General features: G+C 43.1%; 35 protein-coding genes, 5 tRNA genes and 1 pseudogene. 31 read left to right on the top strand and 10 right to left on the bottom strand.

Features of this window, described 5'->3' with window-relative positions; all coding sequences use genetic code 11:
* The first annotated feature begins 191 nt into the window (after window positions 1-191).
* From QXL29_00970 to QXL29_00955, 4 genes are all read left to right on the top strand, one after another.
* On the top strand, window positions 192-785 hold the full coding sequence (locus tag QXL29_00970; protein ID MEM2283164.1) for a 30S ribosomal protein S7: 594 nt from the start codon (window positions 192-194) through the stop codon (window positions 783-785).
* Window positions 786-860: 75 nt separating this feature from the next.
* Window positions 861-2,171 (top strand): translation elongation factor EF-1 subunit alpha, encoded by a 1,311-nt coding sequence (tuf, locus tag QXL29_00965; protein ID MEM2283163.1) that lies wholly within the window; start codon window positions 861-863, stop codon window positions 2,169-2,171.
* A 26-nt stretch (window positions 2,172-2,197) separates the two neighbouring features.
* The gene (gene rpsJ / locus QXL29_00960; GenBank protein ID MEM2283162.1) at window positions 2,198-2,509 is read left to right on the top strand and encodes a 30S ribosomal protein S10; all 312 of its coding nucleotides are present in this window, start codon (window positions 2,198-2,200) and stop codon (window positions 2,507-2,509) included.
* A 193-nt stretch (window positions 2,510-2,702) separates the two neighbouring features.
* Window positions 2,703-2,785: transfer RNA gene (locus QXL29_00955), tRNA-Ser, on the top strand.
* Between the two features lie 159 nt (window positions 2,786-2,944).
* On the opposite strand, the gene QXL29_00950 is transcribed toward QXL29_00955, so the two are convergent.
* Together QXL29_00950 and QXL29_00945 are read right to left on the bottom strand one after the other, a co-directional pair.
* Entirely contained in the window at window positions 2,945-3,289 is a 345-nt protein-coding gene (locus QXL29_00950; GenBank protein ID MEM2283161.1) for a nucleotidyltransferase domain-containing protein, read from the bottom strand.
* A complete protein-coding gene (locus QXL29_00945) occupies window positions 3,273-3,659 on the bottom strand; it encodes a HEPN domain-containing protein (GenBank protein ID MEM2283160.1) in 387 nt (128 codons plus the stop codon). Before QXL29_00945 ends, QXL29_00950 begins: the two co-directional genes overlap by 17 nt.
* Before the next feature lie 87 nt (window positions 3,660-3,746).
* Between QXL29_00945 and QXL29_00940 the strand changes: the two genes are divergently transcribed.
* A complete protein-coding gene (locus QXL29_00940; protein ID MEM2283159.1) occupies window positions 3,747-4,520 on the top strand; it encodes an undecaprenyl-diphosphate phosphatase in 774 nt (257 codons plus the stop codon).
* A 51-nt stretch (window positions 4,521-4,571) separates the two neighbouring features.
* A complete protein-coding gene (locus tag QXL29_00935; protein ID MEM2283158.1) occupies window positions 4,572-6,038 on the top strand; it encodes a tRNA uridine(34) 5-carboxymethylaminomethyl modification radical SAM/GNAT enzyme Elp3 in 1,467 nt (488 codons plus the stop codon).
* Here the strand turns inward: QXL29_00935 and QXL29_00930 are convergent.
* Window positions 6,028-6,687 (bottom strand): class I SAM-dependent methyltransferase, encoded by a 660-nt coding sequence (locus tag QXL29_00930; GenBank protein ID MEM2283157.1) that lies wholly within the window; start codon window positions 6,685-6,687, stop codon window positions 6,028-6,030. The genes QXL29_00935 and QXL29_00930 overlap by 11 nt on opposite strands.
* Window positions 6,688-6,796: 109 nt before the next feature.
* Between QXL29_00930 and QXL29_00925 the strand changes: the two genes are divergently transcribed.
* Window positions 6,797-7,300: a hypothetical protein gene (locus QXL29_00925; protein MEM2283156.1), complete on the top strand. Its 504-nt coding sequence runs from the start codon at window positions 6,797-6,799 to the stop codon at window positions 7,298-7,300.
* 141 nt (window positions 7,301-7,441) lie between these two features.
* Here the strand turns inward: QXL29_00925 and QXL29_00920 are convergent, their stop codons facing one another.
* Window positions 7,442-7,678, bottom strand: a complete 237-nt coding sequence (locus tag QXL29_00920; protein MEM2283155.1) for a hypothetical protein — start codon at window positions 7,676-7,678, stop codon at window positions 7,442-7,444.
* 143 nt (window positions 7,679-7,821) lie between these two features.
* On the opposite strand from QXL29_00920, the gene QXL29_00915 reads away from it, so the two are divergent.
* Window positions 7,822-7,918 (top strand) — tRNA-Glu (locus QXL29_00915).
* 7 nt (window positions 7,919-7,925) lie between these two features.
* Here QXL29_00915 and QXL29_00910 read toward each other — a convergent pair.
* Window positions 7,926-8,153 carry a YhbY family RNA-binding protein gene (locus QXL29_00910; GenBank protein ID MEM2283154.1) on the bottom strand — a complete coding sequence of 76 codons (228 nt, stop codon included), beginning with the start codon at window positions 8,151-8,153 and terminating at the stop codon, window positions 7,926-7,928.
* An 8-nt stretch (window positions 8,154-8,161) separates the two neighbouring features.
* Entirely contained in the window at window positions 8,162-8,491 is a 330-nt protein-coding gene (locus QXL29_00905; GenBank protein MEM2283153.1) for a ribonuclease P, read from the bottom strand.
* A 137-nt stretch (window positions 8,492-8,628) separates the two neighbouring features.
* Here QXL29_00905 and QXL29_00900 point away from each other — a divergent pair, with 137 nt between their 5' ends.
* Together QXL29_00900 and QXL29_00895 are read left to right on the top strand one after the other, a co-directional pair.
* Window positions 8,629-9,567 (top strand): trypsin-like peptidase domain-containing protein, encoded by a 939-nt coding sequence (locus tag QXL29_00900; GenBank protein ID MEM2283152.1) that lies wholly within the window; start codon window positions 8,629-8,631, stop codon window positions 9,565-9,567.
* A gap of 236 nt (window positions 9,568-9,803) precedes the next feature.
* Window positions 9,804-9,887, top strand: a tRNA-Phe gene (locus QXL29_00895).
* A gap of 8 nt (window positions 9,888-9,895) precedes the next feature.
* Here QXL29_00895 and QXL29_00890 read toward each other — a convergent pair.
* Window positions 9,896-10,582, bottom strand: coding sequence for a 16S rRNA methyltransferase (locus QXL29_00890; GenBank protein ID MEM2283151.1), 687 nt, complete (start codon window positions 10,580-10,582; stop codon window positions 9,896-9,898).
* 114 nt (window positions 10,583-10,696) lie between these two features.
* Window positions 10,697-11,158, bottom strand: a complete 462-nt coding sequence (locus tag QXL29_00885; GenBank protein ID MEM2283150.1) for an archease — start codon at window positions 11,156-11,158, stop codon at window positions 10,697-10,699.
* 100 nt (window positions 11,159-11,258) lie between these two features.
* Between QXL29_00885 and QXL29_00880 the strand changes: the two genes are divergently transcribed.
* The 20 genes and pseudogenes from QXL29_00880 to QXL29_00785 all read left to right on the top strand — a co-directional run bounded on the left by QXL29_00880 (window position 11,259) and on the right by QXL29_00785 (window position 22,734).
* Window positions 11,259-11,351: transfer RNA gene (locus QXL29_00880), tRNA-Gly, on the top strand.
* Window positions 11,352-11,542: 191 nt separating this feature from the next.
* Window positions 11,543-12,001, top strand: a complete 459-nt coding sequence (locus tag QXL29_00875; protein ID MEM2283149.1) for a 30S ribosomal protein S19e — start codon at window positions 11,543-11,545, stop codon at window positions 11,999-12,001.
* Between the two features lie 7 nt (window positions 12,002-12,008).
* The gene (locus QXL29_00870) at window positions 12,009-12,359 is read left to right on the top strand and encodes a DNA-binding protein (GenBank protein MEM2283148.1); all 351 of its coding nucleotides are present in this window, start codon (window positions 12,009-12,011) and stop codon (window positions 12,357-12,359) included.
* Between the two features lie 5 nt (window positions 12,360-12,364).
* Window positions 12,365-12,523, top strand: a complete 159-nt coding sequence (locus QXL29_00865; GenBank protein ID MEM2283147.1) for a 50S ribosomal protein L39e — start codon at window positions 12,365-12,367, stop codon at window positions 12,521-12,523.
* A 10-nt stretch (window positions 12,524-12,533) separates the two neighbouring features.
* Window positions 12,534-12,827 (top strand): 50S ribosomal protein L31e, encoded by a 294-nt coding sequence (locus tag QXL29_00860; GenBank protein ID MEM2283146.1) that lies wholly within the window; start codon window positions 12,534-12,536, stop codon window positions 12,825-12,827.
* 10 nt (window positions 12,828-12,837) lie between these two features.
* Window positions 12,838-13,512: a translation initiation factor IF-6 gene (locus QXL29_00855; GenBank protein MEM2283145.1), complete on the top strand. Its 675-nt coding sequence runs from the start codon at window positions 12,838-12,840 to the stop codon at window positions 13,510-13,512.
* A gap of 92 nt (window positions 13,513-13,604) precedes the next feature.
* Window positions 13,605-13,868 carry a 50S ribosomal protein L18Ae gene (gene rpl18a, locus QXL29_00850; GenBank protein MEM2283144.1) on the top strand — a complete coding sequence of 88 codons (264 nt, stop codon included), beginning with the start codon at window positions 13,605-13,607 and terminating at the stop codon, window positions 13,866-13,868.
* Window positions 13,865-14,344 carry a prefoldin subunit alpha gene (gene pfdA / locus QXL29_00845; GenBank protein MEM2283143.1) on the top strand — a complete coding sequence of 160 codons (480 nt, stop codon included), beginning with the start codon at window positions 13,865-13,867 and terminating at the stop codon, window positions 14,342-14,344. The genes rpl18a and pfdA overlap by 4 nt, the downstream gene beginning before the upstream one ends.
* Window positions 14,345-14,361: 17 nt before the next feature.
* On the top strand, window positions 14,362-15,282 hold the full coding sequence (gene ftsY / locus QXL29_00840; protein ID MEM2283142.1) for a signal recognition particle-docking protein FtsY: 921 nt from the start codon (window positions 14,362-14,364) through the stop codon (window positions 15,280-15,282).
* A gap of 12 nt (window positions 15,283-15,294) precedes the next feature.
* Window positions 15,295-15,468: a protein translocase SEC61 complex subunit gamma gene (locus tag QXL29_00835; protein MEM2283141.1), complete on the top strand. Its 174-nt coding sequence runs from the start codon at window positions 15,295-15,297 to the stop codon at window positions 15,466-15,468.
* Window positions 15,469-15,480: 12 nt separating this feature from the next.
* Complete coding sequence (locus tag QXL29_00830; protein ID MEM2283140.1) at window positions 15,481-15,960, top strand: transcription elongation factor Spt5; 480 nt, start codon at window positions 15,481-15,483, stop codon at window positions 15,958-15,960.
* 6 nt (window positions 15,961-15,966) lie between these two features.
* Window positions 15,967-16,470 carry a 50S ribosomal protein L11 gene (locus tag QXL29_00825; GenBank protein ID MEM2283139.1) on the top strand — a complete coding sequence of 168 codons (504 nt, stop codon included), beginning with the start codon at window positions 15,967-15,969 and terminating at the stop codon, window positions 16,468-16,470.
* A gap of 9 nt (window positions 16,471-16,479) precedes the next feature.
* Entirely contained in the window at window positions 16,480-17,118 is a 639-nt protein-coding gene (locus QXL29_00820) for a 50S ribosomal protein L1 (protein ID MEM2283138.1), read from the top strand.
* Window positions 17,118-18,200, top strand: coding sequence for a 50S ribosomal protein L10 (locus QXL29_00815; protein MEM2283137.1), 1,083 nt, complete (start codon window positions 17,118-17,120; stop codon window positions 18,198-18,200). The genes QXL29_00820 and QXL29_00815 overlap by 1 nt, the downstream gene beginning before the upstream one ends.
* A gap of 85 nt (window positions 18,201-18,285) precedes the next feature.
* The gene (alaS, locus tag QXL29_00810) at window positions 18,286-21,036 is read left to right on the top strand and encodes an alanine--tRNA ligase (protein MEM2283136.1); all 2,751 of its coding nucleotides are present in this window, start codon (window positions 18,286-18,288) and stop codon (window positions 21,034-21,036) included.
* 42 nt (window positions 21,037-21,078) lie between these two features.
* Window positions 21,079-21,213 (top strand): annotated as a pseudogene (locus QXL29_00805) (DUF434 domain-containing protein).
* Window positions 21,214-21,693, top strand: a complete 480-nt coding sequence (locus tag QXL29_00800) for a DUF5616 domain-containing protein (GenBank protein MEM2283135.1) — start codon at window positions 21,214-21,216, stop codon at window positions 21,691-21,693. It abuts the pseudogene before it with no gap.
* Window positions 21,694-21,761: 68 nt separating this feature from the next.
* Window positions 21,762-21,836: transfer RNA gene (locus tag QXL29_00795), tRNA-Arg, on the top strand.
* Window positions 21,837-22,170: 334 nt separating this feature from the next.
* Window positions 22,171-22,518 (top strand): heterodisulfide reductase subunit A-like protein, encoded by a 348-nt coding sequence (locus tag QXL29_00790; protein ID MEM2283134.1) that lies wholly within the window; start codon window positions 22,171-22,173, stop codon window positions 22,516-22,518.
* 15 nt (window positions 22,519-22,533) lie between these two features.
* Window positions 22,534-22,734, top strand: a complete 201-nt coding sequence (locus QXL29_00785; protein MEM2283133.1) for a ferredoxin family protein — start codon at window positions 22,534-22,536, stop codon at window positions 22,732-22,734.
* Window positions 22,735-23,714: 980 nt separating this feature from the next.
* Here QXL29_00785 and QXL29_00780 read toward each other — a convergent pair.
* Window positions 23,715-24,248: a hypothetical protein gene (locus tag QXL29_00780; GenBank protein ID MEM2283132.1), complete on the bottom strand. Its 534-nt coding sequence runs from the start codon at window positions 24,246-24,248 to the stop codon at window positions 23,715-23,717.
* Window positions 24,223-24,663 (bottom strand): hypothetical protein, encoded by a 441-nt coding sequence (locus QXL29_00775; GenBank protein ID MEM2283131.1) that lies wholly within the window; start codon window positions 24,661-24,663, stop codon window positions 24,223-24,225. Before QXL29_00775 ends, QXL29_00780 begins: the two co-directional genes overlap by 26 nt.
* A 199-nt stretch (window positions 24,664-24,862) precedes the next feature.
* Here QXL29_00775 and QXL29_00770 point away from each other — a divergent pair, with 199 nt between their 5' ends.
* Window positions 24,863-25,297 carry a hypothetical protein gene (locus tag QXL29_00770; protein MEM2283130.1) on the top strand — a complete coding sequence of 145 codons (435 nt, stop codon included), beginning with the start codon at window positions 24,863-24,865 and terminating at the stop codon, window positions 25,295-25,297.
* Window positions 25,298-25,401: the final 104 nt, after the last annotated feature.

Genomic DNA, 25,401 nt, shown 5'->3' with positions numbered 1-25,401 from the left:
TTGTTTCTTTGGGGTGGTTCATCAAGGCATCCCCGAGCCCCTCCTCACGAACTGCCGTAAGTCTCGAAAACCCCGAACCACCACATTCACAATTTTTACAAACCCTAGAAAAACCAAAAAGAAACAACCACCCAACCCTCTTAAAGAAATCCTTATAAATCTCAAAGTATCTTTAGGTTAGGTTGAATAGGATGGGACTTGAGGAAGTGAGTATAAGGTCTGTTGAGGTAAAGCTGTTTGGTAAGTGGGGTTACGAAAATATCGTTGTTAGAGATCCTAGCTTGAAGAAGTATATATCTTTAAGGCCTGTTTATGTTCCTCACACTAGCGGTAGACACGAGCACCAGAGGTTTGGTAAGGCTAATGTGCCTATCGTTGAGAGGTTGATTAATCAGCTGATGAAGCACGGAAGGAATACTGGCAAGAAGCACTTGGCTTACAACATAGTTAAGAGAGCTTTCGAGCTCATAGAACTCAAGACTAAAGAGAACCCCTTACAAGTTCTTGTGAGAGCTATAGAGAACGCAGGACCTCGTGAAGAGACTACTAGAATCATGTATGGTGGTATAGTCTATCATGTTGCAGTAGACGTCTCTCCTTTGAGGAGAGTAGATTTAGCACTTAGGTTTATGACTGACGGGGCTAGAGAGTCTGCTTTCAGGTCTACTAAGTCTATTGCTGAGTGTCTCGCTGAAGAGATTATAGCTGCGGCAAATAACGACCCTAAGAGTCACGCAATATCTAAGAAGGAAGAAATAGAGAGAATAGCCTTGAGTTCCAGGTAAAACGCATTTTTAAGTATGTTCATAAAATTTTATAAGGTATGTGTAACTATCTATGTGATGTAAGGTGAGGGATGTATGAGTAGACCGAAAAAAGAACATATGAACTTGGTAGTAATAGGTCACGTAGACCACGGTAAGAGCACTCTAGTAGGGCACACTCTACTCAAGCTGGGAGCTCTCGACCCTAAGATGGTTAAGGAAGTTGAAGAGGCTGCTAAGAAGTCTGGTAAGGAGTCGGAGAAGTATGCGTGGTTCCTTGATAAACTGAAAGAAGAGAGGGAGAGAGGCCTTACAATAGCTCTTAGTTTCATGAAGTTCGAGACTCCTAAGTATTACTGGACGATCATTGATGCTCCAGGACATAGAGACTTCGTTAAGAACATGATTACGGGTGCTAGCCAGGCTGACGCATCACTCCTAGTAGTGTCTGCTAAGACAGGAGAGTTTGAGGCTGGGATGAGCAGAGAAGGGCAGACTATGGAGCATATAGTGTTAGCTAGGACCATGGGCATTGACCAGGTAGTAGTAGCGATAACCAAGATGGACATAACGGAGCCTCCATACAGCAAAGACAGGTATCTCAAAATGGTTGACAGCTTGAAGAAGTTTATGAAGGGATTAGGTTACAGAGTAGAGACAATACCGTTCGTCCCGGTATCAGGGTGGTTAGGTGAGAACCTAGTAGACAGGTCGCCTAACATGCCATGGTATAACGGGCCTACTCTAGTTGAGGCTCTCGACTCTCTACAGCCACCGCCTAAGCCTGTTGACAAGCCGCTTAGGATACCTGTCCAGGAAGTCTACTCAATAACAGGTGTTGGAACAGTTCCCGTCGGTAGGGTTGAGACTGGGAGGCTAAAGGTTGGTGACACAGTAGTTTTCATGCCTGCAGGCGTCTCAGGAGAGGTCAGGTCTATAGAGATGCATCACGAGAAGATGGAGGAGGCATTACCCGGCGACAACATAGGATTTAACGTTAAGGGTATATCAAAGACAGACATAAAGAGGGGTGACGTAGCAGGCCATCCGCAGAATCCGCCAACAGTAGTTAAAGAGTTTACTGCTAGAGTCTACGTAGTTTTCCATCCGACAGCAATCCACGTAGGGTACACGCCAGTAGTTCACGCTCACACAGCATCAGTAGCTGCTAGAATAACGGAGATCATCGGTAAGCTAGACCCCAAGACAGGCCAGATAGCTGAGAAGAACCCGCAGTTCATTAAGGTCGGTGAGTCAGCGATAATGAAGTTCCAGCCGATAAAGCCTATGGTAGTAGAGAAGTATAGCGAGATACCGCAGCTAGGAAGATTCGCTATGAGAGATATGGGCAAGACTGTTGGAATCGGAGTAATAATGGATGTAGTTCCAGCTGAAGTAAAGAAGTAAGTCATTAAATCTACAGGGTAACGTTAATGACTTCAAAAGTGAGAATAAGGCTTTGGAGCACTAACATAGAACACTTAAACGAAGTAACTACTAACTTAGTAGACATAGCTAAGAAAGCGGGAGTGAGGATTAAAGGACCCGTACCACTACCAACTAAGCGCTTAGTAGTACCCCTCCTACGACTACCACACGGAGAAGGAACGAAAGTCTATGAAAAGTGGGAGATGAGAATACATAAGAGATTAGTAGACATAGACGCAGACGAGAGAGTAATGCGTCAAATAATGAGGATAAGAATACCTGACGACGTATACATCGAAGTAGAACTACTCAGATAACACGTGAAAATCGTGAAAAATCAATATCAACTTAGTTATTTATATTCATAAATTCCTGACTAAAAACTACAGCTATTACTGACCAACCAGACTAAGTTAAAAAACACTCCTTACTCTCTAAAGCAGAGAATTAAGAAAGTAATTTAGTGAGAAGAAAATAATCTTTTAATTTTTGGTACGAAATACTTAATTGGCCGGGGTGCCCGAGCGGTTAAGGGGCTGGCCTTGAGAGCCAGTGGGGGATTCCCCGCGCGGGTTCGAATCCCGCCCCCGGCGCCTTTCACAACTGTTTCGGGTAAGCTATGCCAGGAATTCTTCTACTTGACCAGTTACTTATTATTCTCTACTCAATTTTATTTCTCTTCTTCAAGATTTAAGTAGTCTCTAGTACTCTTTAAAAAGTAAATCGTGTGAATTTTAAGTCTATGTCTCTTGTTAGATTTCTATTAGTTCGGTTAGAGGAATAAATCTTAGGTACCACTTCTCGAATTCTTTTTTAGTTACTATGTGTAGCTGTATTGGTAAGTCTGTGGTCATGGCAATCTTAGCTTTAAACCTGTACTTTTCTTCCATATCACAGCTCTCAACTACTATTAATATGTCTATGTCGCTTCCCGCCGTGTATTTTCCTCTGACAATCGAGCCAAATATGTATACTTTAGCTTCTGGCCAGTAGTTCTTAGCAAGCTCTTTTATTTCTTTAGCTACCGTGTGAGGGTTTTCAGCAACTCTTAAGAACTTCTTAGCTTTCTCTACGTATATATTAAACGCGTTCGACAACGGGTTTAAACACCTCCTTTACGAATCTTAATAAGGCTTTTGCCTCTATGGGTTCGTATCTGCGAGGAAAATATCTTGCGCTTATGTATGCGTCCTCTAGCTTCGTCAGCATTATTAGTTGTTCCTCCTTAGTGAGAAGGTCGCTAACTTCTTGGTGGATCATAGACAGGTCTTTTAGGAGTCTGACTAGAGAATGCGTTCTAGGGTAGGCACCTGTTTTAATTAGTAACTTGTATTTCAGCATGAGCTGACAAAACTGCTCTAAATTAAACACGCATAAATCGTAGAAGCCTTCATCACATAGTCTTTCAGCATTAAGTAGAAACTCTTCTGCCCTTATTCGCAGAATCTCAGCTTCCTCACTAGACACGTAATCCACCACGATACTATAATCTCATAGTTTATATCTGGAGCTAAAGTAAATAATTAGAATAACACACGGGTATGTGGTTTGAATGTGTGGCTTTATATAGTGATTGGTTTTTTGCAGGGGGTTTTTGAGTGGTTACCAGTCTCAAGCAAGACTGTCTTAATGCTATTTGCTAGTTTCGTTGGTGGTGTCTCCCTACTAGAGTCTTATTTTCTGGCTATAGCTCTTCAGGGAGGTACTGTCGTTGCTGCAGTAGTGTTTTTTAGGAGGGTTCTTCTTCAAGTGTTTCGTTATAGCAACTTGCTTGAGTTCCTCATCGTGTCAACTTTTGTGACTGGCCTCTTAGGCATTCCAATTTACTTCACTATCTACATGTTTTTGCCAGGTCTTGACCTCTCAATCACTACATTGTTGGTTGGCTTGCTTCTGTTGCTTCAGTATTTTATGAGGAGAAGACGGGGAGAAGATGTTAAGACCGTTAATAACGTCAGTTTAACGGATTCGGTCTTGTTTGGTGTAGCACAGTCTCTCGCTGTGTTGCCTGGAGTGAGTAGGTCGGGTGCTACAATCATAGCGTTAATTTTCATGAAATACAGGTTAGAAGACGCTATGAAGTTGAGTTTCTTAGCATCTATTCCGGCTAACCTCGGGGGAGCCCTACTAGCACTTTATGCTTCTAAAACTATAATAGCAGAAGCTGGGAGTGGCTTATTAGTAGCTTTCCTAACCTCTGCGGTAGTAGGGCTCCTGACAATCAAGTATTTGTTGAGAGTCTCTTTAAAACATTCACAGGAACTAATCTTATTCATGTCTTTAGCCACGTTAGTTGTTGGCTTCCTAAAGATCTCTTTACGTGTTTAGCAGTAAGAACTCTCGAAACAACTTAAGCTCCCTAAATCTGTATTTAGTGGAGTGAAGTCGTTGAAGTGTGAGGAAGTAAGAATAAAGAAAGTGACTAGAGTTCTCTCCGGAGTTGCTACTGTGGCTGTTATGGCTAAGCCTTATAAGTGTCCTCACGGCAAGTGTATTTATTGTCCTGGTGGCCTTGAATACGGTACTCCCCAGTCGTATATTGGGGATGAGCCAGCGCTAATGAGAGCTAGGAGAGTTGATTACGATCCCTACCTTCAAGTCCAGGTTAGGTTGAGGCAGTATAGAGATTACATAGGCTGGTATCCTTCCAAGGTTGAAGTGATTGTTATGGGGGGTACTTTCCTTGCTTACCCTCAAGATTATCAAGAAATTTTCATTACCGAAATCTACAGGGCTATGAATGACTTCCCAGAGACCCGGTTACCGTCAGGAACTACTCTTGAGGCGGAGCAAGAGAGAAATGAGAGAGCTTCAGTGAGGTGTGTGGGCCTAACTATGGAGACCCGGCCAGACTGGGGACTAGAAAAACACGCGGACTTGATGCTCAGGTTCGGAGCTACTAAGGTAGAGCTGGGCGTTCAGAGCATATATGATGACGTATTAACGCTGGTTAGGAGAGGTCACAACGTATCCGAAGTCATCAGGTCTACTAGAGTCTTAAAAGACTCTGGATTTAAGGTAGCCTACCATATAATGCCTGGTCTCCCAGGTAGTGACTTAAGCAGAGACATAGAAGCTATTAAGACGATATTCGAAGACCCGAACTTTAGACCAGACTACCTCAAGATATACCCAACCCTAGTTATTGAGGGGACAGAACTATATGAGATGTGGAAGAGGGGAGAGTATAAGGCGCTGAGCGACGAGGATGCAGTAAAGTTAATCTCAGAAATGTATAGGTATATTCCTAAGTACGTTAGGGTCCAGAGAGTTCAGAGAGACGTCCCAGCACAGATAATAATTGATGGTCCCCGGAAAGGAAACCTGAGAGAGCTAGTTGAGGAAGAGTGTGTTAGGAGGGGGATTAAGATAAGAGAGATTAGATGGAGAGAAGCTGGCAGAGCAGTAATGAAGAGAGGAGTTACTCTTAGGCTTGACGCTCTACGACTTCACAGAATGAGGTATGAAGCTAGTGAGGGTGTAGAAGAATTCCTCTCTATAGAGAGTCCTGAAGAAGATGTAGTAGTGGGGATACTTAGACTGAGAATACCTTCACAGCATGCTCACAGACCTGAAGTGGCTGGCGGAAAGAAAGCTTTGATTCGTGAATTACACGTGTATGGTGTGCCTGTCGCTCCAGGAAGTGGGCCTCTCAGCAACTTAGAATTACAGCACAGAGGCTTCGGTAAGAAGCTCCTTCTCGAGGCTGAGAGGATAGCTGCGGAAGAGTACGACGCTAAAGAGATGTTGGTTTTGTCCGGCGTCGGCGTGCGTGACTATTACAGATCCCTAGGTTATAAGAGGCCCTGGAACTCCCCCTACATGCATAAGAGTCTTAAGTCTTGAGCGCCAGACAATAGTAGTTCTTATTAGGTAGTCTCTCACTTCCTTCAGGCACGTAAACACCTTTCTCAATCACTTCAAACCCAGCAACTTCCAACTCTCTCTGTAGCTCACTAATGCTGTAGAGATGATACGTTCTGCAAGTAGCTCTAGAACACCTAACTATGTCCCAGAAGCTTTCTTTCCTTCGCAGAACGTAAGACATTAGACCTCTCACGACATCTAGAAGTAGGGGTTTCTGCCATCTAGCCCATACGACTACTAATAACAGACCCTTATTTCTTAAGACTCTGTAGCACTCACGTAACGCTCTTAAGCGATCCGCGCGTGACACTAAGTGGTGGAGTGCAGATATTAAGAGTATTGAATCTATAGAGCCTGTCCTTATAGGTAGTTCTCTCATGTCGGCTAAAACTGGATATAGCCTGTGCTGGAGAGACTCAGGAGTTTCTTTGAGTGACCTGTAAATCATGTTGATGGAAATGTCTATTAGGATGCCCCTCACTAAGTTGTTGGTAGCAGCTAAGTACCTAGAATTCTGTCCCGGACCAGAACCCAGGTCAGCAAACCATCTAGTATTGCTACTTACGGCTTTACTCACTATCTCCCACGGCCTCCTCCTGTAACTCTCAGCTATTGCTTCATACTCCATTAAGTCACGCGACCTCTCGAACCCCGCACATTAATTCTTCTTTTGAGAATATATTAACGAACATAACATTAATTAGTGACATGATGAGAAGAGGGTCTAGTGAGTTAAGATGAGCAGTGCCGGAAATGCTGAGATATCACGTCTGTTTCAAATAGATCCTACATACTTGATAGTCTTTATTCTGCTGTTTGTGTGTTTTTTCACATTAGTTAATGTGATGACGGCCGCGTTAGGATTTCAAGAAAGCTTGCCACAGAGGTTCTTCACAGTACTGAATGTCGCTTCTTTCGCCACGTTAATAGTTATACTGATTCTGCACACGATATATCAAAACAGAAATACAGTCGGAATGCTCTTAATTAGTTGCGGGGTTTTTACAGTGTCTTATTACGGCTACATAGCTTTCAAAGCATTCAGCAGGAACTTGGTTATAATACCCTACCCGCTACTGATCGAGCTTAGAGGAAACAGTGCTTCGACTTATGTAGTAGACTTACCGCAAATCATCATTATATCTTTACTCGCGTATTATGTTTATAAAGAACATAAGAGACTTGCTCTCCGGGATGCCGGGAAAGCAAGTGCTGAAGTAACTAACTTAAACCAGTCGTGAGCGCTGAAGGAATTCTGTTGTTTCTTCACGTTAGTTCTCGTTTCGTGTTCTTTTGTGTTTTAGGACTCCTACCCTGCTCGCACAGACTTAGATAGATGTGAGGGCTTGCGAGTAACTGTAGGGCCTGCAGCCAAGCCCTCATCATAACATAACAATCAGTAAATCATCATCCTCAGGATTTCTAGGATTAGCTCTAAACAAGACATTCCTTAGCGCCCTAATCCCTTTCCCGTCATTAAGGAGTGAATTCAATTCTTCTAGCCCTCTCTCCTCAAAGCTCTCATCACATTCTACTCGGCTACTTAAAACACATTTTGAGTACCGCATTATGTGGGGTGAGGGCAACGTATCTGAGACCAGGTGCAGGACTGAACCCAACATAAGCCGGGAATGTAGTTCTAAACTCCGAAACTCTCACCACTTTAAGCTGGGGACGAAGAGGTAACAGTCGCCATAGCGAGTCATTATCAAGCAAGTGTTTTTCAAACACTTATAAGCTCTTGTTTTTTATTTGTTTTGGTGCCGCGGTAGTATAGCCCGGTCAAGTATGCGGGCCTCTCGAGCCGCGTTAAGCGTAGAAAGCCCGTGACCCGGGTTCAAATCCCGGCCGCGGCACCAGTCTCTCTTACTTTCTGCGTTTTAGTGTGAATGTGTGGCCTCTTACGTCTATCACTTCAGCGTTGAGTTTTCTCGAGACCTCGGTTGCTACCTCATTAACTTCAAGCTCTTTAAGTGCTGTCTTCAGTATCTTAACTTTAACGACACCTTCTCTCTCCAGGAATTTGCGAATCTCGTTCATGATTCCCTCACTTAACCCGCTTTTTCCTATTCTTACTTTAGCCGGCTCACTCAAGACTTCCTTCACCTTTCTTGTTTCTTTTTTATGCAAGGTTTTCTCATCACCCAACCACATTGTAAGCATGTCAGAGTTATTATAACTTGCTTTCTGTTATTTCTTATCCTTACTCTAGCATTTAATCCCGGAATTAGAGGAATTAAGCAATTCTTGCACACGTATCTTCTGTACAGTAAGGGTTTCCTCGCTCTAGCTTTACGAAGTAGTCTAAGACCTAGTTCTATTTCTTTTCTAGCTACATCTATTAGGCCTAGCTTAAACATCATGACTGATGTGTTGTAGAGTATCATAGCTCTCTGAATAGCTAAGTCTTTGATTAGCCTGCGTCCCCTCACTTAAGCCACGCTCCTTCAGCTCCTACTATCATCAGGTCTCTGTCCTCACTTTATTTCCTAATTATTCTCTGACATCACGATATTAGGTTTCGTGAACTCTTATTAACTCAGTTTTACCATGTCTTAATGGTGGTATATTGGAATTAAGGGAATTTAGTTCTAGGATATCGGACTTAATCACTGTTGTTTCCAAGAGCGTTGTTACTATCTTTACTTTAGTGCCTAGTATAGACATATTCTTTAGGTATAGAGAAGTTAGAGGTGCTGGGTCAGGCTTTTTCGTAGAACCTGGCTTGATAGTCACTAACGCTCACGTAGTGATGAATGCTAGGGAAGTTGTAGTTCTGGTACCTAAACACGGTAAAGAGAGAGCTAAAGTACTCGTTGCTGATCCATATAGAGACTTAGCTCTACTCAAGGTTGGAGTAAGTGATGCTGAGCCCCTACCATTAGGAGACTCAGATAAACTTAAAGTAGGTGATTTAGTTTTCGCGATAGGCTCCCCCTTAGGCTTGCCCGGCCCCTCAGTATCAATGGGTGTCGTAAGCGCTTTAGGCAGGACCATAACCGGAGAAAACATAGTCTTGGAAGATTTGGTCCAGACGGACGCCGCCATAAATCCAGGTAATAGTGGGGGCCCACTAATAAACGTTGACGGCGAGGCTGTGGGAGTAGCTACGGCTATAATACCATACGCTCAAGGAATAGGCTTCGCAATACCTATAAACACTGTGAGGAGGTTTATTCAGATGATCAGAGAATACGGCACTGTTGTCAGGGCCTGGTTAGGTGTTTACGTAACGCCGTTAACAGAAGAAGCTGTTAAGCTCTACGAACTACCCGTTAATGAGGGTGTCGTAATCGTTAATATAGTTCCCGGCTCACCGGCAGACAAACACGGACTAGCGATAGGCGACATAATATTTGAGGCAAATAACAAGCCAGTAAGGAAAGTAAGTGATTTAAGAGCCGCAATAGAGGAGAGCATAAGTTACGAGTGTGTCGACCTGAAGATAATTAGGGGTCACAGAACAATAAGTAAGTGCGTGCCCCCAGTCGTAGAGAGACTTTATTAGCTACCTATCAACCGCTTCTTATATTGAGGTTTTTGTTTGTTTCTTTGGGGTGGTTCATCAAGGCATCCCCGAGCCCCTCCTCACGAACTGCCGTAAGTCTCGAAAACCCCGAACCACCACATTCACAATTTTTACAAACCCTAGAAAAACCAAAAAGAAACAACTACTCAACCTCGTTAAGACGCGTTTCCTAAGCGCGTGAAAGCTTTAATAATCCCTAAAAAATTTATTATTGGGCCGCCGTAGCTCAGCCCGGGAGAGCACCCGGCTGAAGTTTCTTGGAGACCGGGGTGTCCGGGGTTCAAATCCCCGCGGCGGCATAACTTAATCAGAGAATTATCTTGAGTAGTTCTTCACACGCGTGAACAATTATTGAGGCGACTACCCAAGCGTCTAGTGGTTTATGATATACGGAGTATGTAGCTACGGCGTTAGCTACTACCTCGTTAGAGAATTCCCCGTGCGGGAACCCCCCAATAACTATTGGCAAGTCCTTCTTCAGAGCCTCCTCACATATGCTCTTAGGGCTTGTGAGAACTCCTTTCTCGTCTAGTAGTATTAGACCTGAAGCTCCTAACTTCTTGAGTAAGCTCGTTATAGTTGATGGAAATAACCTGAGAAGAGGTTTTTTAGCTCTCGGGGGAACTACACCCTCCTTAAATAACTGCTCTATCAAGCTAACAAACCTGTTATAGTTTCTCGGTATGCGTATCTCGGGACTAACCTCAATGACGTAATCACCGTACGTGTGTACGAAGACTTGGAGTCTCCCCTCTATGTTAAGAGGTGAAGACAGTATCTCAAGCAGTGTTATGTGTGTTATGTCGGGTCTACCCCTCTTTAGAGAATCGGGGAGGTCTTTCATAGCGTGGTAATGAACTGACTTATCTAGTAAGATTTCAGTTGGTTTCTTATTTCTGAGTTTAGCGCTTTTAATTACTGCTGCATGATTACATATCTCTCGAGGAACTAGCTCTAAAGACGCTTCAGCAATCACTATCTTAACTAAACTCATAAACGAGCCCTAAACTACTTACGCGCGTGTAAAATAAAACTTGAGATGGTATGAGTACCTCTTAAGGAGTGAGTCTTACAACGTCACACATCAACTCAGTAATTTGAGAGTATTTCATAAGTCTAGCACTGTGCTAACATACCAGCAGTCATTTTCTTTAGTTATTTTCATGAGTGAGTATGTAACTGCCTTCACTTCATTTCTGATCTCATGTTTTTCCGGGTCTGTTTTTTCTCCACAAACTTCCCCGAGAAACCTGAGTGGCTTTTTTAGGTCTTTCAAATCCTCCACGCTTTTCTCAAACACAATCTTAAATTGTGTGAAAGCTAGCTTCTCGACATTGAATATTATTAGTAAGTCTTCTAGCCATCTGTAGAGCGCGTTGTAAGCGTCTATGCCGCTATCAACTATAAGTTTCTGAGCCCTGCACTCGACTTTAGAAGTGTTTAGCATGACCTCGAAGAGAGCTTTACCAGCGTTCTCAAAAGCTTCCTCAAGAGTCTTTCCTGAAGCCTCGAAGTACGCGTCCGTAGTGTGTTCTAGGAACCTGTAGCCACCGCAGGAAACCCCCCTCATCTCTTACCCCTACTATGAAAAATTCTCTACTTTAAATAAGTAGTTGAAGTCAGTATACCAACTTAAAGATTTAAATTGCGAGCTTATTTCTATTACTTGGGCGGCGGTCGTCTAGCCTGGTCTAGGACGCCGGCCTTCCAAGGCACCCGTAGAACGCCGGAGATCCCGGGTTCGAATCCCGGCCGCCGCACCACAGCCTATTATAGCTGAAGACTTCATCTTTAAGCAGAGCAGAGAAGTTTACAACCCGAAAGCCTCACCCTTTAGGGCGAGGAGGAGGTCAGCTAGAGTAGTGTTGGGTTTCCACGTTTTTGTATTTTGTGCGGGGAGTAAAGCTTAATAAAACCCAACACTTAATTTGTTAGGAGGTGGGGTGCCAGCTTGGTGAATGTTAAGGAAGTGCCAGCCGATGCGTTTATTAATGAGTTAGCTAAATATTTGAAGGATAACGTGAAGGTTGTGAAGCCTCCTACGTGGGCGTTATTTGTTAAGACTAGTCCTAACAGGGAGAGAGTGCCTGATTCTGTTGATTGGTGGTATGTGAGAGCCGCAAGTATTTTGAGGAAGCTGTACGTGAGTGGGGAGCCTGTAGGTGTGAGTACTCTCAGAAACGTTTACGGAGGGATTAAGAGGAGGGGTTCTGCACCGCCGCACTTCAGGAGGAGTGGGAGTTCTATAATTAGACACATACTTCACCAGCTAGAGACAGCAGGGCTTGTAGTGAAAGCTGGTAAGAATGGAAGGACTTTATCTCCTAAAGGGAGGTCTTTAATGGATAGTATAGCCAGTGAAGTCTTCAAGAGATTAGTAGAGTTAAGACCTGAGTTAGGTAAGTATGGGTGATTATAGAGTGAGTGAGGAGTATTATGACACAGAATTAGAAGAGATTAAGAGGAGGCAGATGGAGGCCCTGCTTAGGAGGCAGGAGGAAGCCAGGAGAAGAGAAGAGGAGGCTGCTAGGGAGGCTCAGAGGCAGGAGATACTGCGTAGGGTCATGACCCCGGAGGCTAGGGCTAGACTAGCTAACGTGAAGCTCGTTAAGCCTGAGCTAGCCAGAGCTGTTGAAGACTACATAATAAATTTAGCTCTCTCGGGTCAGTTGAAAGACCTCATCGATGATGATACGTTAAAAGAGATTCTTTACACTATAGATACTAGAACTAGGCGTGAGTACAAGATTACGTTTAGGGAGAAGAGGTGATTGTGTTGGCTAGGGCTAAGCACGTAGCTAGGAAGTTACGTTTAGCTAGTGAGGCAAAAAGTAATCGAGCAATACCTATATGGGTCGTAGTAAAAACGTTGAGGAAGGTTTCGTGGAGACCTAGACTGAGGCATTGGAGGAGAGGTAAGTTAAAGAACGTGTGAGGTGTTAGTGTTGGTTGAAGGCTCCATATATGTTGTGAATCTCAACAAGCTTAAGTGGACTGGCTTAACCAGAAGGAATTTCAGAGCGTTGAGGTATGTTCGTGAGTTCGTTAAGAAGCATAGCAAGGCAGAGAAGGTAATCCTAGACGCGTCAATTAACGAGTTCATCCTTTCAAGAAGTTCAGATAATCTTCCCGCGAGAATAGCTGTATGCGTTACTAAACTCGATGACGCTGGTAAGGTAGTTAAGGCGTCACTGGCTGTCCAAGTTACAGAGCAGGTAGCCAGAGAAGATAGCAAGTAGAGGTATCTTCATGCCCTTAGAGAAACTCAGGGTTTTCGGCAACCCTAACATAGGCGTCTACATATTCACTAACAACAACGTCACGTTAGTTCCTGAGGGGGTTGAAGAGAGTGTCAAGAAGGTTCTGAAGAATGTTTTAGGAACAGACGTCATAGAAGTTAGAATAGCTGACTCGACGCTGTTGGGAGTGTTCGTAGCAGGCAATGACAGAGCGATACTCTTGCCTAAGATAACCAGGGAGGAGGAGCTAGACAAGCTGAGGAGTGCTGGCTTGCCTGCCAAGATTGTTCAGACAACTTTCACAGCTTTAGGTAACGTGATATTAACTAATAATAAGTTCGCGTTGCTTCATCCTGAGTTAAGTGATAAAGAAACTGACTTAATAAAGAGTGAGTTAGGACTCTCTTCAGTTAAGAAGGGGGCTCTAGCTAAGATACCTACGGTGGGTTCATTAGGCGTGCTTAATGATTTCAGCGGGGTTTTTCATCCGGACATCAACAGCGCGGAATTAAAGTATCTTGAGTCTCTGTTTGAGGTTAGGGCTGGTACTGCGACGGTGAATTTCGGTGTTGGGTTCGTTAAGGTCGGCTTAGTCATTAATAATAACGGCGCTGTAGTTGGCGAGTTGACTACAGGTCCTGAGATAATGAGGATCATGGAGATCCTCAACTTCTCAAGAGCATAAATTATGGTGTTGCTTGACTGAAGACTCGATTTGTTTCTGATTGGGTAAGGTTGGTTTTTAAGCTTCATCTGTATTAATGTTTGGTGTAAGCGGTGAGTAGTGAGGTCAAGACTTACAGGGTCAACGGGGTCGCGCTTTTCAGTCCTGATAGGACTAGGTCATGGCAGAAGTTTTCGTTGGAAGTTAGGGCTCTCAGTAGGGAGGAGGCTTTAGAGAAAGTTTATTCTTTGATGGGTAGTAGGCATAAGCTGAAGAGAAAACACATAAAAATACTTGATGTGATTGAGATAAGTCCGGAAGAAGCTGAGAAGAGGATTGTTAAGGAGTTAGCTCAGCTTGAGGGCTGGTCTAGTTGAGTTCAGATAAGAGTGTTGAGAAAAAACAGGTAGTGAGTTTTGAGGCTCTCTTAGCTCAGTTAACTGAGTTGAAGAAGTATATTGATGCTTTGCAGAATCAACTTAATCAAGTTCAGGAAGAATTAAATGAGATCAAGTCTAGTATTAACGCATTAACAGAGTTTAAGGGTGAGGGCGTGAGTGAGTTCTTAGCTCCTGCTGATAGGAGGGGGTATGTCTTGATTAGGGCCTCACCACATTACGTTGACAGAGTCATAACGCATGTGGGCTTAGAATATTATGCTGAGCTTTCCCTAGATAAAGCTTTCGAGGTATTGAGTAGTAGAGAGAAAGAATATAGAGATATTGCTGATGAGCTTCAGAGAGAACTTGTTAGAGCACTTAATCATTACGAGAAACTAGAAAACCTGGTTAATTCTATCCTGATTCAGGCACAGCAAGCAAGGGCTCAGCAGGCTAGGAGTACTAGCTCTTAATTAGAAGAGTGATTGTTGTGTTTCGTAAGATTAGAGAAGCACTGACCAGTTTCGTTAGTACTTTAGGGGAGGCAGTAAGCAAGAAAGAATTAAGTGAGAAGGAGTTTAACGAGATATTTGAGGAGTTTCAGTGGCTCCTCTTGGAAGGAGACGTAGCTTTCGAGGCTGTTGAGATTCTTCGTTCTAGACTAGCTAGTAAGTTAGTTGGTGCTAAAGTGCCTCGCTTAGGTAGTTCTAGAGAGTATGTCTTAGGAGTAATTAGAGATACTCTTAAGGAGTTACTTGCTGGCAGTACTTTCGGTAAGGACTTAAGCGCTTTGATTAAAGAGTCTCAAAAGCCTTACGTCATAGTTTTCTTAGGTGTTAATGGGGTAGGGAAAACAACTACTATAGCTAAAGTTGCTTATAAGTTGTTGAGTGACGGGTTAAAGCCTCTAATTGTCGCGGCAGATACTTTCAGGGCTGGCGCGCTAGAACAGCTAGAGATACATGCAGGTAGAGTCGGGGTCCCGATAATTAAAGGTAAGTACGGCGCTGATCCGGCGGCGGTAGCTAAAGACGGGGTCATACACGCTGTTAAGAGCAGGTATGATGCAGTGTTAGTAGATACTGCCGGGCGGATGCATACCGACAGAGATTTAATGGAGGAACTCAGGAAGGTAGTTAAAGTTGTGAAGCCCAATCTAAAGGTCTTGGTTCTGGACGCTCTAGTAGGTAACGACGCTGTCTCGCAGGCTAGGTGGTTTGATGAGGCAGTAGGTGTTGACGCCGTGATACTCACTAAAGTAGACGCCGACGTTAAGGGCGGGTCAGCACTAAGCATAATACTAACTCTAGGGAAGAAGATACTGTACGTGGGTGTCGGACAGAGTTATAGCGACTTACTCGAGTTTAACCCTGACTTAATACTTAATAATCTTCTCAGTATTAACACTTAGAAAGGTGAGGACATGAAGATAGAGGAGATAGTAGCTATGTGGAGAAAGATAATAACTATCTCGGAGAAGCCGGAGAGTGACGAGTACAGAACTCTACTCAAGATAACTCTGGGGGGCATCATATTAGTAGGTCTTGTAGGGTTCGTCGTTCACTTAATACTTTCTTACGTTCAGGGATATTTGTGAGGGGTGCTCGGATTGAGTGAAGAAGGTAGCATGACTCAGGGTAGTAAGCAACGCAAGTACGTCATACTAAGAACTACTGCTGGGCAGGAACTTAACGTCGCGCTAATGCTTGAATCCTTAATAAGAAATACTGAGACTAGAGGTATTTATTCAATAATAATACCTCCTAAGGTTAAGGGCTACATAATAATAGAGACTGAAGGACATCACATAGTTCACAAGATAGCTAAAGACATAAAGCATGTGAAGGGGCAAGCTATGGGCTCTCTCACAGAGGAAGAAGTTGAGAGGTTAATTAAAGTTGCGTCACCTCTTGAAGAACTTCGTCCGGGAGATATTGTAGAGGTTGTTTCAGGACCTTTTAAAGGCTTAAAGGCTCAGATTGTAAGTGTTAATGTGAGTAAAAGGACAGTCACACTAAACATACTAGAAGCCTCCTTCAAGATGGAGGTCACGTTACCGGCAGATGATGTGAAACCTGCTAAGAGGTGATGTGGTGTGGTGTGGCGTACTGTAAGACTGAAGGTTAAGGGGGCGTCAGCGTCCCCTCAACCGCCTGTAGGGCCTACTATAGCTCAGCTAGGTCTAGACGTCAACGAGGTAGTTAATAAGATAAATGAATTGACTAAGCATCTTAAGGATATTGAGGTCTCTGTATTGCTTCACGTTGACACGGACACTAAGAATTACAGGATTGAAATAAGGTCTCTTTCGTCTTCGTCGCTTCTTCTTAAGACTGCAGGGGTTTCCGAGCCTTCAGGAGACCCTGCTCATAAGAAGGTTGGTAACCTGAGTATTGAGGACGTAATTAAGGTCGCTCTCATGAAGAAAAACGAGATGAATTCTAAGAGTTTAAAAGCTGCTGTGAAGAGCTTGGTTTCTACTGCGTCAACTATAGGTTTGAGTGTTGAAGGCAAGAGTGCTAAAGAAGTTATTAAGTTAATTAACGAAGGCTTCTATGACTCTATCTTTCTTAAATATGAAGATGAGTGGAAGAAGTAGGTGAGGATAGTGGTAAGTGAAGATAAGCTAGCTGAGGCTCTTAAAACAGCTTTAGAGCTTGGTAGGGGGCGTAACTTCAAGCAGTCTGTTGAGTTAATAGTAGTTTTTAAGGGAGTTGACCCTAAGAGTTCTGAAGTTAAGTTCAGAGATTTCGTGTATCTCCCTAAGAGTTCTGGGAAAGAGACTAAAGTCTTAGTAATAGCTTCAGGCAATCTCCAGCTACAAGCTAAGGAAATAGGAGTTGACGTCTTAACACCTGAGAACTTAAAGAATCTTTCTAAGCGGGAAGCAAAGAAGCTTAGTATGAAGTATGATGTCTTCTTAGTTCAGCCAGACTTAATGACTCAAGTAGGTAGAGTCTTAGGACCAGCGTTAGGTCCTAGAGGCAAGTTCCCAATACCTATCCCTGCAACAGCCAACTTGAAAGCCTTAGTCACCAGGTACGCCAACTCTACCAGAGTCAGGAATAAAGAGCAGGCTTGGGTTGGTTGCAGGATAGGTAGTGAAGACATGCCGTTAGAACATCTAGTAGAGAATGCTGTAGCAGTACTTAACTTCATTAAGTCTAAGTACACGAAGCCTCTAGAAACTACGGCTAAGATATACTTCAAGACAACAATGGGTCCTGCTGTCGAGGTGAGTATGTGATGAAGGGCTCTACCAGAAATAAGTTATTTAAGCTAATACAAGATGTTCGAGTAGCTGAAAAGACTCGCAGAGTAGTTATAAGGAAATCTATAGTAGAGAAGGAAGTTGTAGTTAATGAAATTAAGAAGTTGCTGTCTACGTATAAGACGTTGGGAGTCGTGAGTCTTGAGGGAGTTTCAGCGAGAGAGCTTGCCGAGATCAAGAAGAGTTTAAGTAAGTATGGTGTAGTGAAGGTACTCAAAAACACTATCGTCATAAGAGCTCTGAGGGAGTTGAGTCTGCCGAGTCTTGAAGAATTCCTTAATTTCCTCACAGGACCTAATCTATTCATATTTACTAATCTTAACGCGTTTATGCTTGCGAATCTGGTAGATAAGGTAGTAGTTTTGAGGTATGTTAAGCCTGGCGAGAAGGCGCCTGCTGATATATACGTTCCAGAAGGTCCTACGGGGATACCTCCAGGACCAATGATGTCTGTCTTTGGTAAGCTGAAGATTAGAACTATGGTGAGAGAAGGAATTATTTGGATCGCTAAGGAGTCTAAAGTTGCTTCAGCTGGTGACGTGGTTTCGCCTGAGCTAGCGTCTCTGCTTAGGAAGTTAGATATAAAGGCTTACCCAGTTAAGCTCTCTATAAAGGCTGTCTTAGATGAAGGGGTAGTAATTCCTGCTGAGAAGTTGAAGCTAGACATCGAGAGCTTCAAGAAAGAACTTCTAGCAGCTGTCCAGACCTCAAGGATAGTAGCTGTCGAGACTGCGCTACCTCTGCCAGAGGTAATGCCTGAGATAATTGTTAAGGCCTATATGAGGGCTGTGAACTTAGCTTGTGAAATCGGGTACGTGACCCCTGAGACTACCCACTTAGTACTCAGGAGCGCCGTTAGTAAAGCACAGACGTTAGCAGCTACTTTAATGCAGAAGTATCCGGAACTCAATATACCTGTAGTCACGCAACCAGCAGTAGCTACTCAGCCACCTCAAGAAGTTAAGAAGCCTGAGAAAGAAGAGAGGGCTGAGGAAGAGGAAGAAAAGAAGATAAGTGAAGAAGAGATAGCTGAGGGTATTTCTTCACTTTTCGGTTAGGATGCTTAAGTGAGCTCACATTAATACTTGCTAAGACTTTATTATCTTAAACACAGTTTTTTAATTTTAGATAGGTGGTCGTTAGTTGCCTGATACGAGGTCAGACATCTATAGAGTCAAGATGTTCGAGAGAGAAAATTATGTGAGACTAAAGTGTAGCGTGTGTGGAGCTGACTTCTGGTCTAAGACTTACAGAGACGACTGTAATGACGCCCCGTGTGCTGACTACACATTCTTTGATTTAAAGGTAGGTTCAGGCCCGTTGACAGTCAAGGAAGTCCGTAATAAGTTCCTCAGCTTCTTTGAGGGTCTTGGTCATAAAGTTGTTAAGCCTTATCCGGTTGTGGCTAGGTGGAGAGATGACCTCTACTTAACTATAGCTTCAATAGTGGTTTTCCAGCCTCACGTGACTTCAGGTCTAGTTCCGCCCCCGGCTAACCCGTTAGTGATAGCTCAGCCAAGCATAAGACTTGAAGATATCGATAGTGTTGGGTACACTTTTGGCAGGCACTTAACTAACTTTATAATGGGGGGTCACCACGCTTTCAATTATCCTGATAAGTACGTGTACTTTACTCACGAGACTGTAGAATACGCTAAGGAATTTTTTACGAGGATTATTGGAGTTCCTGAAGAAGAATTAGTTTTTAAGGAGTCTTGGTGGGAGGGTGGAGGTAATGCAGGCCCTTGTTTTGAGGTTGCTGTAGGGGGCTTAGAAGTAGCTACTTTAGTCTTCATGATGTATGAGACGTTACAGGACGGGACTTACAGAGAAATACCCCTCAAGATAGTTGATACTGGATACGGAATAGAGAGGATAGCATGGCTTACTCAGAAGACTCCTACAGCTTTTCACGCTATTTATGGTAGTCTATTAAGTGATTACCACAAGATACTCGGGGTTGAGGAGCCTCCTGAGGATGTCTTGAGAGTTAGTGTTAAGTATGTTGGTAGGCTGAACCCAAAGAACGAGGTTCTTTACGCTAAGTTAAAGAATGAAGTCTCGAGAGAGTTGGGAATAAGCGTTAGTGAGTTAGGGGTGGTCCTTGATAAGGTGATAAGGGTTTACGCTCTGTTAGACCATGTTAAGACAGCGTCTCTAATGCTTGCTGACGGGGTTGTTCCGTCAAACAGTGGTGAGGGTTACTTAGCGAGGCTCGTGCTTAGGAGGATTTTCAGACTTTTAACATACTTAGGGTTCGACGTGAGCGAGGCTTACGTGCTCTTCGACAAGCAGATTAAGTTCTGGGGAGATATGTACGAGCAACTGAGGGGTAAGGAGAGTTATATAGAAGATGTTTTGAAGCATGAAGTAAGTAAGTATCTTGACGTGCTGAGTAAGGCGCCTTCACTAGTCAAGAAGTATTTGAAGAGAGGTACTCAAGGATTGAGTCTGGATGAGTTGATAGAGCTGTATGATAGTCACGGGATACCGCCGGAAGTAGTTGCTGAAATTAGCAGAAAAGAAGGGGTAGAAGTTAGTGTTCCTAACGACTTCTATAACAGATTAGCTGCTAAGCACTCGAGAGCTCCAGTACGAAAGGGAGAGAAAGCAAAAGTTCCTATAGAGGTTGTGGAGGCTGTGAAGGGTTTGAGACCTACTAAGCAGCTATTTCATGAAAACCCCTACTTAAAGGAATTCACTTCACGCGTAGCTAAGGTTGTGGGAGAGTATGTCGTGTTAGAAGAGACAGCATTCTACCCTGAGGGTGGTGGTCAAGAACCTGATACAGGCTATCTAGTCTTTAGTGGAGTCACGTACAGGGTTGTCGACACGCAGAAAGTAAACGGAGTTATTCTGCATAAGCTCGAGAAGCCGGTGCCTGAAGACGTAGTTGGTAGTGTGGTTAGAGGCATCATTGATTGGGAGAGGAGGTATAAGTTGATGAGGCATCATACAGCTACGCACGTGATTCTCGGTGCTGCTAGGAAGGTCTTAGGACCTCATGTGTGGCAGGCGGGTGCTGAGAAAACGGAAGATAGGGCCAGGCTCGACATAACTCACTATAAGACTCTCACAGAAGATGAGGTGAGAGCTATTGAGGACTTAGCTAACAAGGTCGTGCTTGAAGGTAGGGAAGTAAAAACTTACTTCATGCCTAAATATGAGGCTGAGGAGAAGTACGGGTTTGTCTTGTATGAGGGTGGCGTAGTTCTAGAACCTATTATAAGAGTTGTTGAGATTGACGGCTTAGATGCTGAGGCGTGTTTTGGGACGCATTTAAGTAACACTAGGGAGGTAGGTGCGCTGAAGATAGTGAAGACTGAGAAGATAGCTGATGGTGTAGTTAGGCTAGAGTACGTTGCAGGGACTCAAGTAAGCATGTACGCTAGGGAGTTAGAGAATAAGATAAGGAGTGCTGAGAAGTTGGTAGGTGGTGATATTACTTTAAGACTTCAGACAGTAATTAAAGAGCTTCAGGACTTGAGGTCTAAGATAGCAATGTTCAGGAAGTATTACGTTAGGGAGTTAGTCGAGCTCGTTGAGTCATCGACTAAGCAGGTCGAGGATCTGAGAGTGTCGACTATCTACCTAGACCTAGTAGATATTGATGCTTTAAGAGAAGTCTTGAAGAATTTAAGCGAACAATACGCTGACCTAATACTGGTCGTCTTAACTCCTAGAAGTGCTGGAGGTCTTGATATCGAGATTTCCGAAGGTGCTAAAGCCTCCGCAGCAATACCGGCAAGCGAGTTGTTGAGAAGACTCACGTTACTTGCTGGGGGGCGTGGCGGGGGCGGGAGTCAGCACGCGACCGGCTACTTAGAAGCTAGTAACGTAGAGGAAATAAAAGAACTCGTTCTTAAGTTAGTTCATGAATTTCGAGGCAGGTAATTTTGTTTTTTTGTTAGGGAAGAAGTCGTTGAGGCATCTAGAGATTACAAGTACTTGCTGAGTAGGGGTTATAAGCAGAGGGTAGTACTAGATTTAGTTACTTCTAGGTACAGCTTAAGCAGCGTTGAGAGGACTCTGCTTCTCAGGTGTGTTCATAGCCGTCAAGACGTTGAGGCAATAAGAAGTAAGTATGTCGGTAGTGTTGCGCACTATCCACTCATCGTAGACGGATATAATGTTTTACTGACTCTCCACACAGTTATGGAAGGCATGGATGTTTTCTTATGTGATGACGGGTTTGTCAGAGACTTAAGGAAATCTTATAGGAAGGGGATTGAGCTGAAGATGCTTGAAGATGCTATAGAGCTTCTTAAGAAAGAATTGCTTGAGTTAACTCCTAGTTCGGTAACTATAGTTCTAGATAAGAACGTCAGTTACTCAGGACATCATGCAGACACTATAAGAAACTTTACGAGAGACTTAGCTGAGGTCGTTTTAGCTGATAAAGCAGACATGAGAGTTATCGGCGGAGATGGGGTAATTGCGTCAAGCGACTACGTGATAATAAGTAGAGCGAGAAGAATATATGACTTAGCTGGAGAAATAATAAAGAAGTACTTTAGAGATAAAGTAATTGACTTAGCCAGCTTAATCTAGGCTTAAAACAACGTGGTAGGAGATCACAAACGCAAACATTTATAACTGCGGGAAGATTTCATTTTTAGGGGCCCGTAGCTCAGCTAGGACAGAGCGCCGGCCTTCTAAGCCGGAGGTCCCGGGTTCAAATCCCGGCGGGCCCGCATTCTTTCTTTGATGAAGATTTATTGGTTCTGTTTTTCATGTTGCATGACGCGTTGGGTGTCATGCAACGTTGTTTTGATTTTGTTTAGTATTTGTTCTTTGTTATTTTTGTAGGCATCACGTATTACGCGACTGCTCTACAAGATGAGAGCAGAAGTTAAAACTTGGTATACATTTTTGAAAAATGTGTATCAAGTTTTACATAAAGGTTTATTATTTTTGGGTTAGTTTGATTAAATCAGACGATCTGTTTGACTTCTCGTGCGTGATTCAGGAAGTTTTGTAAATCGCAAGATATATTAACGAATAAGTATTATGTGAACGGTGATTCACATGAAAGGGCTTGTAGTGTGTGTCTGCCAGGGTACATGCCCTTCATTTTCAAAACTGAATATTTTTGAACTAGTAAATAAGCTTAGAAGAGAGAAGAAAGTAGATTTTGTCCTTATTCATCCACAGCTATGCGCTTCAGATGGAGACAATCTCTGGAGAGTCCTCTTGGCAAGAGGAAACATCTCAAAACTTGTAGTAGCTGGTTGCGCTCCCGAAATGCAGAAGAAGATGTTTGGATGGGTATTCAAGGAGCTGAACTTCGATGAGTCTCTGTTCATTCCTGTTGAGATAAGGAACATGACAACAGAGGAGGCTCTACAATCTATTGAGAAAGCACTGGAGCAATAGAAAGGGTGATTTTTCATGACTAAGGACTGGTACCCAATTATAAACTATGAGAGATGCATTGGATGCCTAACATGCGTTAATTTTTGTCCACATGCTGTATATACTTTGGGGGAAGACAACAAGCCAAAAGTTACTTCGCCAGATAACTGCATTGAAATGTGCAGAGGTTGTCAAAGGATATGTCCTACTTCAGCCATAAGCTATCATGGAGAATAAAAATAGATATGGCTTTAGCATAAATATTCTTCAAGCAAGGTTGCTTGGAAATCCCTGAGCAGTATTCGTTAAGGGACTTAATCAAAAATTCAGGAAACAGGAATATACAAGGGAGAGCCTCTCGCGCCAGATCTTGATAAAGCTGTAGAGCTGCCCGCGGAAAATCTGGATACAATCTTTTTAAATCTTAGGAACAATCTCCGAGCTTCTAAGACTGGAGATTCTCTATCTTTCTATCTTCCCCACTAAACTCCACTTCCAGTATGCATAATAGCATTTTGTTGAAGACCGATAGAACTCTGATTTCACATCATGAATAAGCTCCTTGAGCTCGTTAAAGTAGAGCGTAGCAGGGCCTTCAGCATATACAGCCTTACGGGTCAGGGAAGGAACTGGTAAAACCATACGAAATTAGAAAACAGACGAGTAAGCATGTGATTGATCAAGAAAACTACTTCAGTATTCAAGGAAAACATCTCAATTTGTAGCTCCTCAATTCCTTTTAGTATTCTAAAAAGAACTTTAGTATGCATAAGAACTACAAATATATAATGGATATAGCCTAGGAACAGCTATTGTTAGGAGCTCAATCGATTTACACGCCTCAACTACATCCTTAGCTTTGTATTTTATCGTTTTCCCATCAATCCTCTCGACCATGGGAATTAGCTCCGCTATATCGCCCTCGTTCCTTAGGATAGGGATGTTATAATAAGTGTTTGTAAATTTTGTATTTGTATTGAGAGGTGAAGGCACATCCTCGAGTCCTGTATTATGCTGGGTAGAGGTGACGCGCCGAAGACCCGGTGCTGAGCTAAACCTCCAAGAAGGAGGTGTAGTCCTCAAATAACCCGTTCAGGAGAGCTCCTGCTCTTCAGGACAAGGGTTAGTAAATAGAAGTCGAGGAGTGCTAGAACCAGCACCGTAGTATGTTCTCTTGCTCTAGTACTTAAAATACAGAGTTTTACTGTTGTGTTTTGTTACGTTCTGCTGAGTGGTAGCGCGACTAGTGTTGAAGGGTTTGCTAGAGTTGCAGTTACTGTTAGTATTCTCTTACTTTCAAGGTAATTGTTAGATATCAGGATCATGACTGTGTGTCCAGGGCTTAGTGTTATAGGTAGTTGGAGGTCTATCTTGACCAGCTCATTACCGGGTTTAACTACGATTACGTATGATTCGTCGTCTAGTGTTGTATTGTATTTAGAGAAGGTTAGTTTAGTGCCGTCTGTGAAGACTACCGTGAGTCCCGTTAACAGTATTGCTTGGGGATACTGACTAGTTATGTTTATTGTTAAGATAGAGTTTCTGTGAGTCCACACCCCACTTACTGTCTTAACTATAGACTCACTCTCGACTCTATCTTCTAAAATCTTACTTATTGATTGAGTAAAGTCTGTTAGTCTGTAGAGTAGTGTTAGGAGGAAAGCTACTATAGCGATGAAGATGAGTATTAGTGCTGCAATCCCCACTATAGAGCTAATACCACCCCTACACCTTCGACGACAAGACTTCAATTAAACCACCGTTATAGGATATCTTAACCCTAATCACTTCTGACGCCTCAGGAAGCCTGCAAGCGATCTCGACTACGTCATAAGGTCTTAAAATCTTAAACTCATGTGTCGGGCAATCCTCAAGTAAGACCTCATCAACGTAGACTCCGTATATTTCTACCGGGTACTCACCAGTAGCTACAACCACGTGAAGAACGTCCTCACTACTCACGTAAGTCGCGGTGACTACTAGAAGTGAGTGTAGATTAACGCTATATTCAGTTAAACTTCTAGAGAAGAGTGCTTCACTCAGAGACATTACTGCATTGAAATGAGCGTAGACTAGAGTGAGGGCTCCTAAGACTATAACAACTAGTATTATAGCAGATATATACTCGCTAACCCCCAACTTACTCCTCAAACATAACATACTCATCTTCCTAATCTATACATATGTTCCCATACTCTCTTAAATAAATTAACACTCTATTAGTCTCTAAACCAATGTCGTGAAGTTTAAGTTTTCAAGACGTGAGAGAACACCCTTGTTTAAAAACTTACTGCTTACTACCTCATAAATTTTGTAGTAAAGGATATAATCTCTTCCCGCATAGTTATTATATTGGGGGACTAAAATGAAAACTCGTTCAGGTGTTTCACCCATTATAGCAACTATGATTCTAATACTTATAGCCACGGCAGCAGGAGTTTTACTCTGGGTCTGGGTTAGCGGTTACGTGTCAGGCAACCCAGCCACACACTCCGCGCTAGATGAGAGAGTGAAGATTGAGGCTGTGAGAGTAGATATGGGGGATAGTAGCGCTACTGTAACGATATACGTGAGAAACATAGGTAGTATAACAGTAAACGTAAGCTCTGGGTACGTACTTGACGTGAACGGCAACTTGATGATGGGCGGCCCAGTCTCTGGTGCTCTAATAAGGCCTGGTGAAGTGAGGTACATCACCATAGTTTCAGACACGACCTTAATTAAAGGAAACGTGTATATAGCTAAGATAGTTACTCAAAGAGGTACAGAAGCGCTGTATTCTTTCGTTGTTCCGTCTTAACTTCTACTACCAACTCACTTCAAGAAAATCAATGTTAGGTAGAAGATACGACTTTTCTCATAAGAATTAAGTTTAAAAATATATACCTGTTTTTAAGTATTAAG

Origin of the sequence: Zestosphaera sp., from assembly GCA_038843015.1 — an archaeon.
Lineage (GTDB): Archaea > Thermoproteota > Thermoprotei_A > Sulfolobales > NBVN01 > Zestomicrobium.
The sequence above is the reverse complement of the archived record's forward strand: the minus strand, read 5'-3'. Positions and strand labels throughout refer to the sequence as shown.

Bases quoted from the DNA above. Each gene is read 5' to 3' on its own strand.
- QXL29_00970 (MEM2283164.1), top strand. From the start codon at position 192: ATGGGACTTGAGGAAGTGAGTATAAGGTCTGTTGAGGTAAAGCTGTTT.
- QXL29_00785 (MEM2283133.1), top strand. From the start codon at position 22,534: ATGACTAAGGACTGGTACCCAATTATAAACTATGAGAGATGCATTGGA.
- rpsJ (MEM2283162.1), top strand. From the start codon at position 2,198: ATGACTTCAAAAGTGAGAATAAGGCTTTGGAGCACTAACATAGAACAC.
- QXL29_00855 (MEM2283145.1), top strand. From the start codon at position 12,838: ATGCCCTTAGAGAAACTCAGGGTTTTCGGCAACCCTAACATAGGCGTC.
- QXL29_00890 (MEM2283151.1), bottom strand. From the start codon at position 10,582: ATGAGTTTAGTTAAGATAGTGATTGCTGAAGCGTCTTTAGAGCTAGTT.
- QXL29_00930 (MEM2283157.1), bottom strand. From the start codon at position 6,687: ATGGAGTATGAAGCAATAGCTGAGAGTTACAGGAGGAGGCCGTGGGAG.
- QXL29_00885 (MEM2283150.1), bottom strand. From the start codon at position 11,158: ATGAGGGGGGTTTCCTGCGGTGGCTACAGGTTCCTAGAACACACTACG.
- QXL29_00835 (MEM2283141.1), top strand. From the start codon at position 15,295: ATGAAGATAGAGGAGATAGTAGCTATGTGGAGAAAGATAATAACTATC.
- QXL29_00770 (MEM2283130.1), top strand. From the start codon at position 24,863: ATGAAAACTCGTTCAGGTGTTTCACCCATTATAGCAACTATGATTCTA.
- QXL29_00790 (MEM2283134.1), top strand. From the start codon at position 22,171: ATGAAAGGGCTTGTAGTGTGTGTCTGCCAGGGTACATGCCCTTCATTT.
- QXL29_00775 (MEM2283131.1), bottom strand. From the start codon at position 24,663: ATGAGTATGTTATGTTTGAGGAGTAAGTTGGGGGTTAGCGAGTATATA.
- QXL29_00925 (MEM2283156.1), top strand. From the start codon at position 6,797: ATGAGCAGTGCCGGAAATGCTGAGATATCACGTCTGTTTCAAATAGAT.
- QXL29_00815 (MEM2283137.1), top strand. From the start codon at position 17,118: ATGAAGGGCTCTACCAGAAATAAGTTATTTAAGCTAATACAAGATGTT.
- tuf (MEM2283163.1), top strand. From the start codon at position 861: ATGAGTAGACCGAAAAAAGAACATATGAACTTGGTAGTAATAGGTCAC.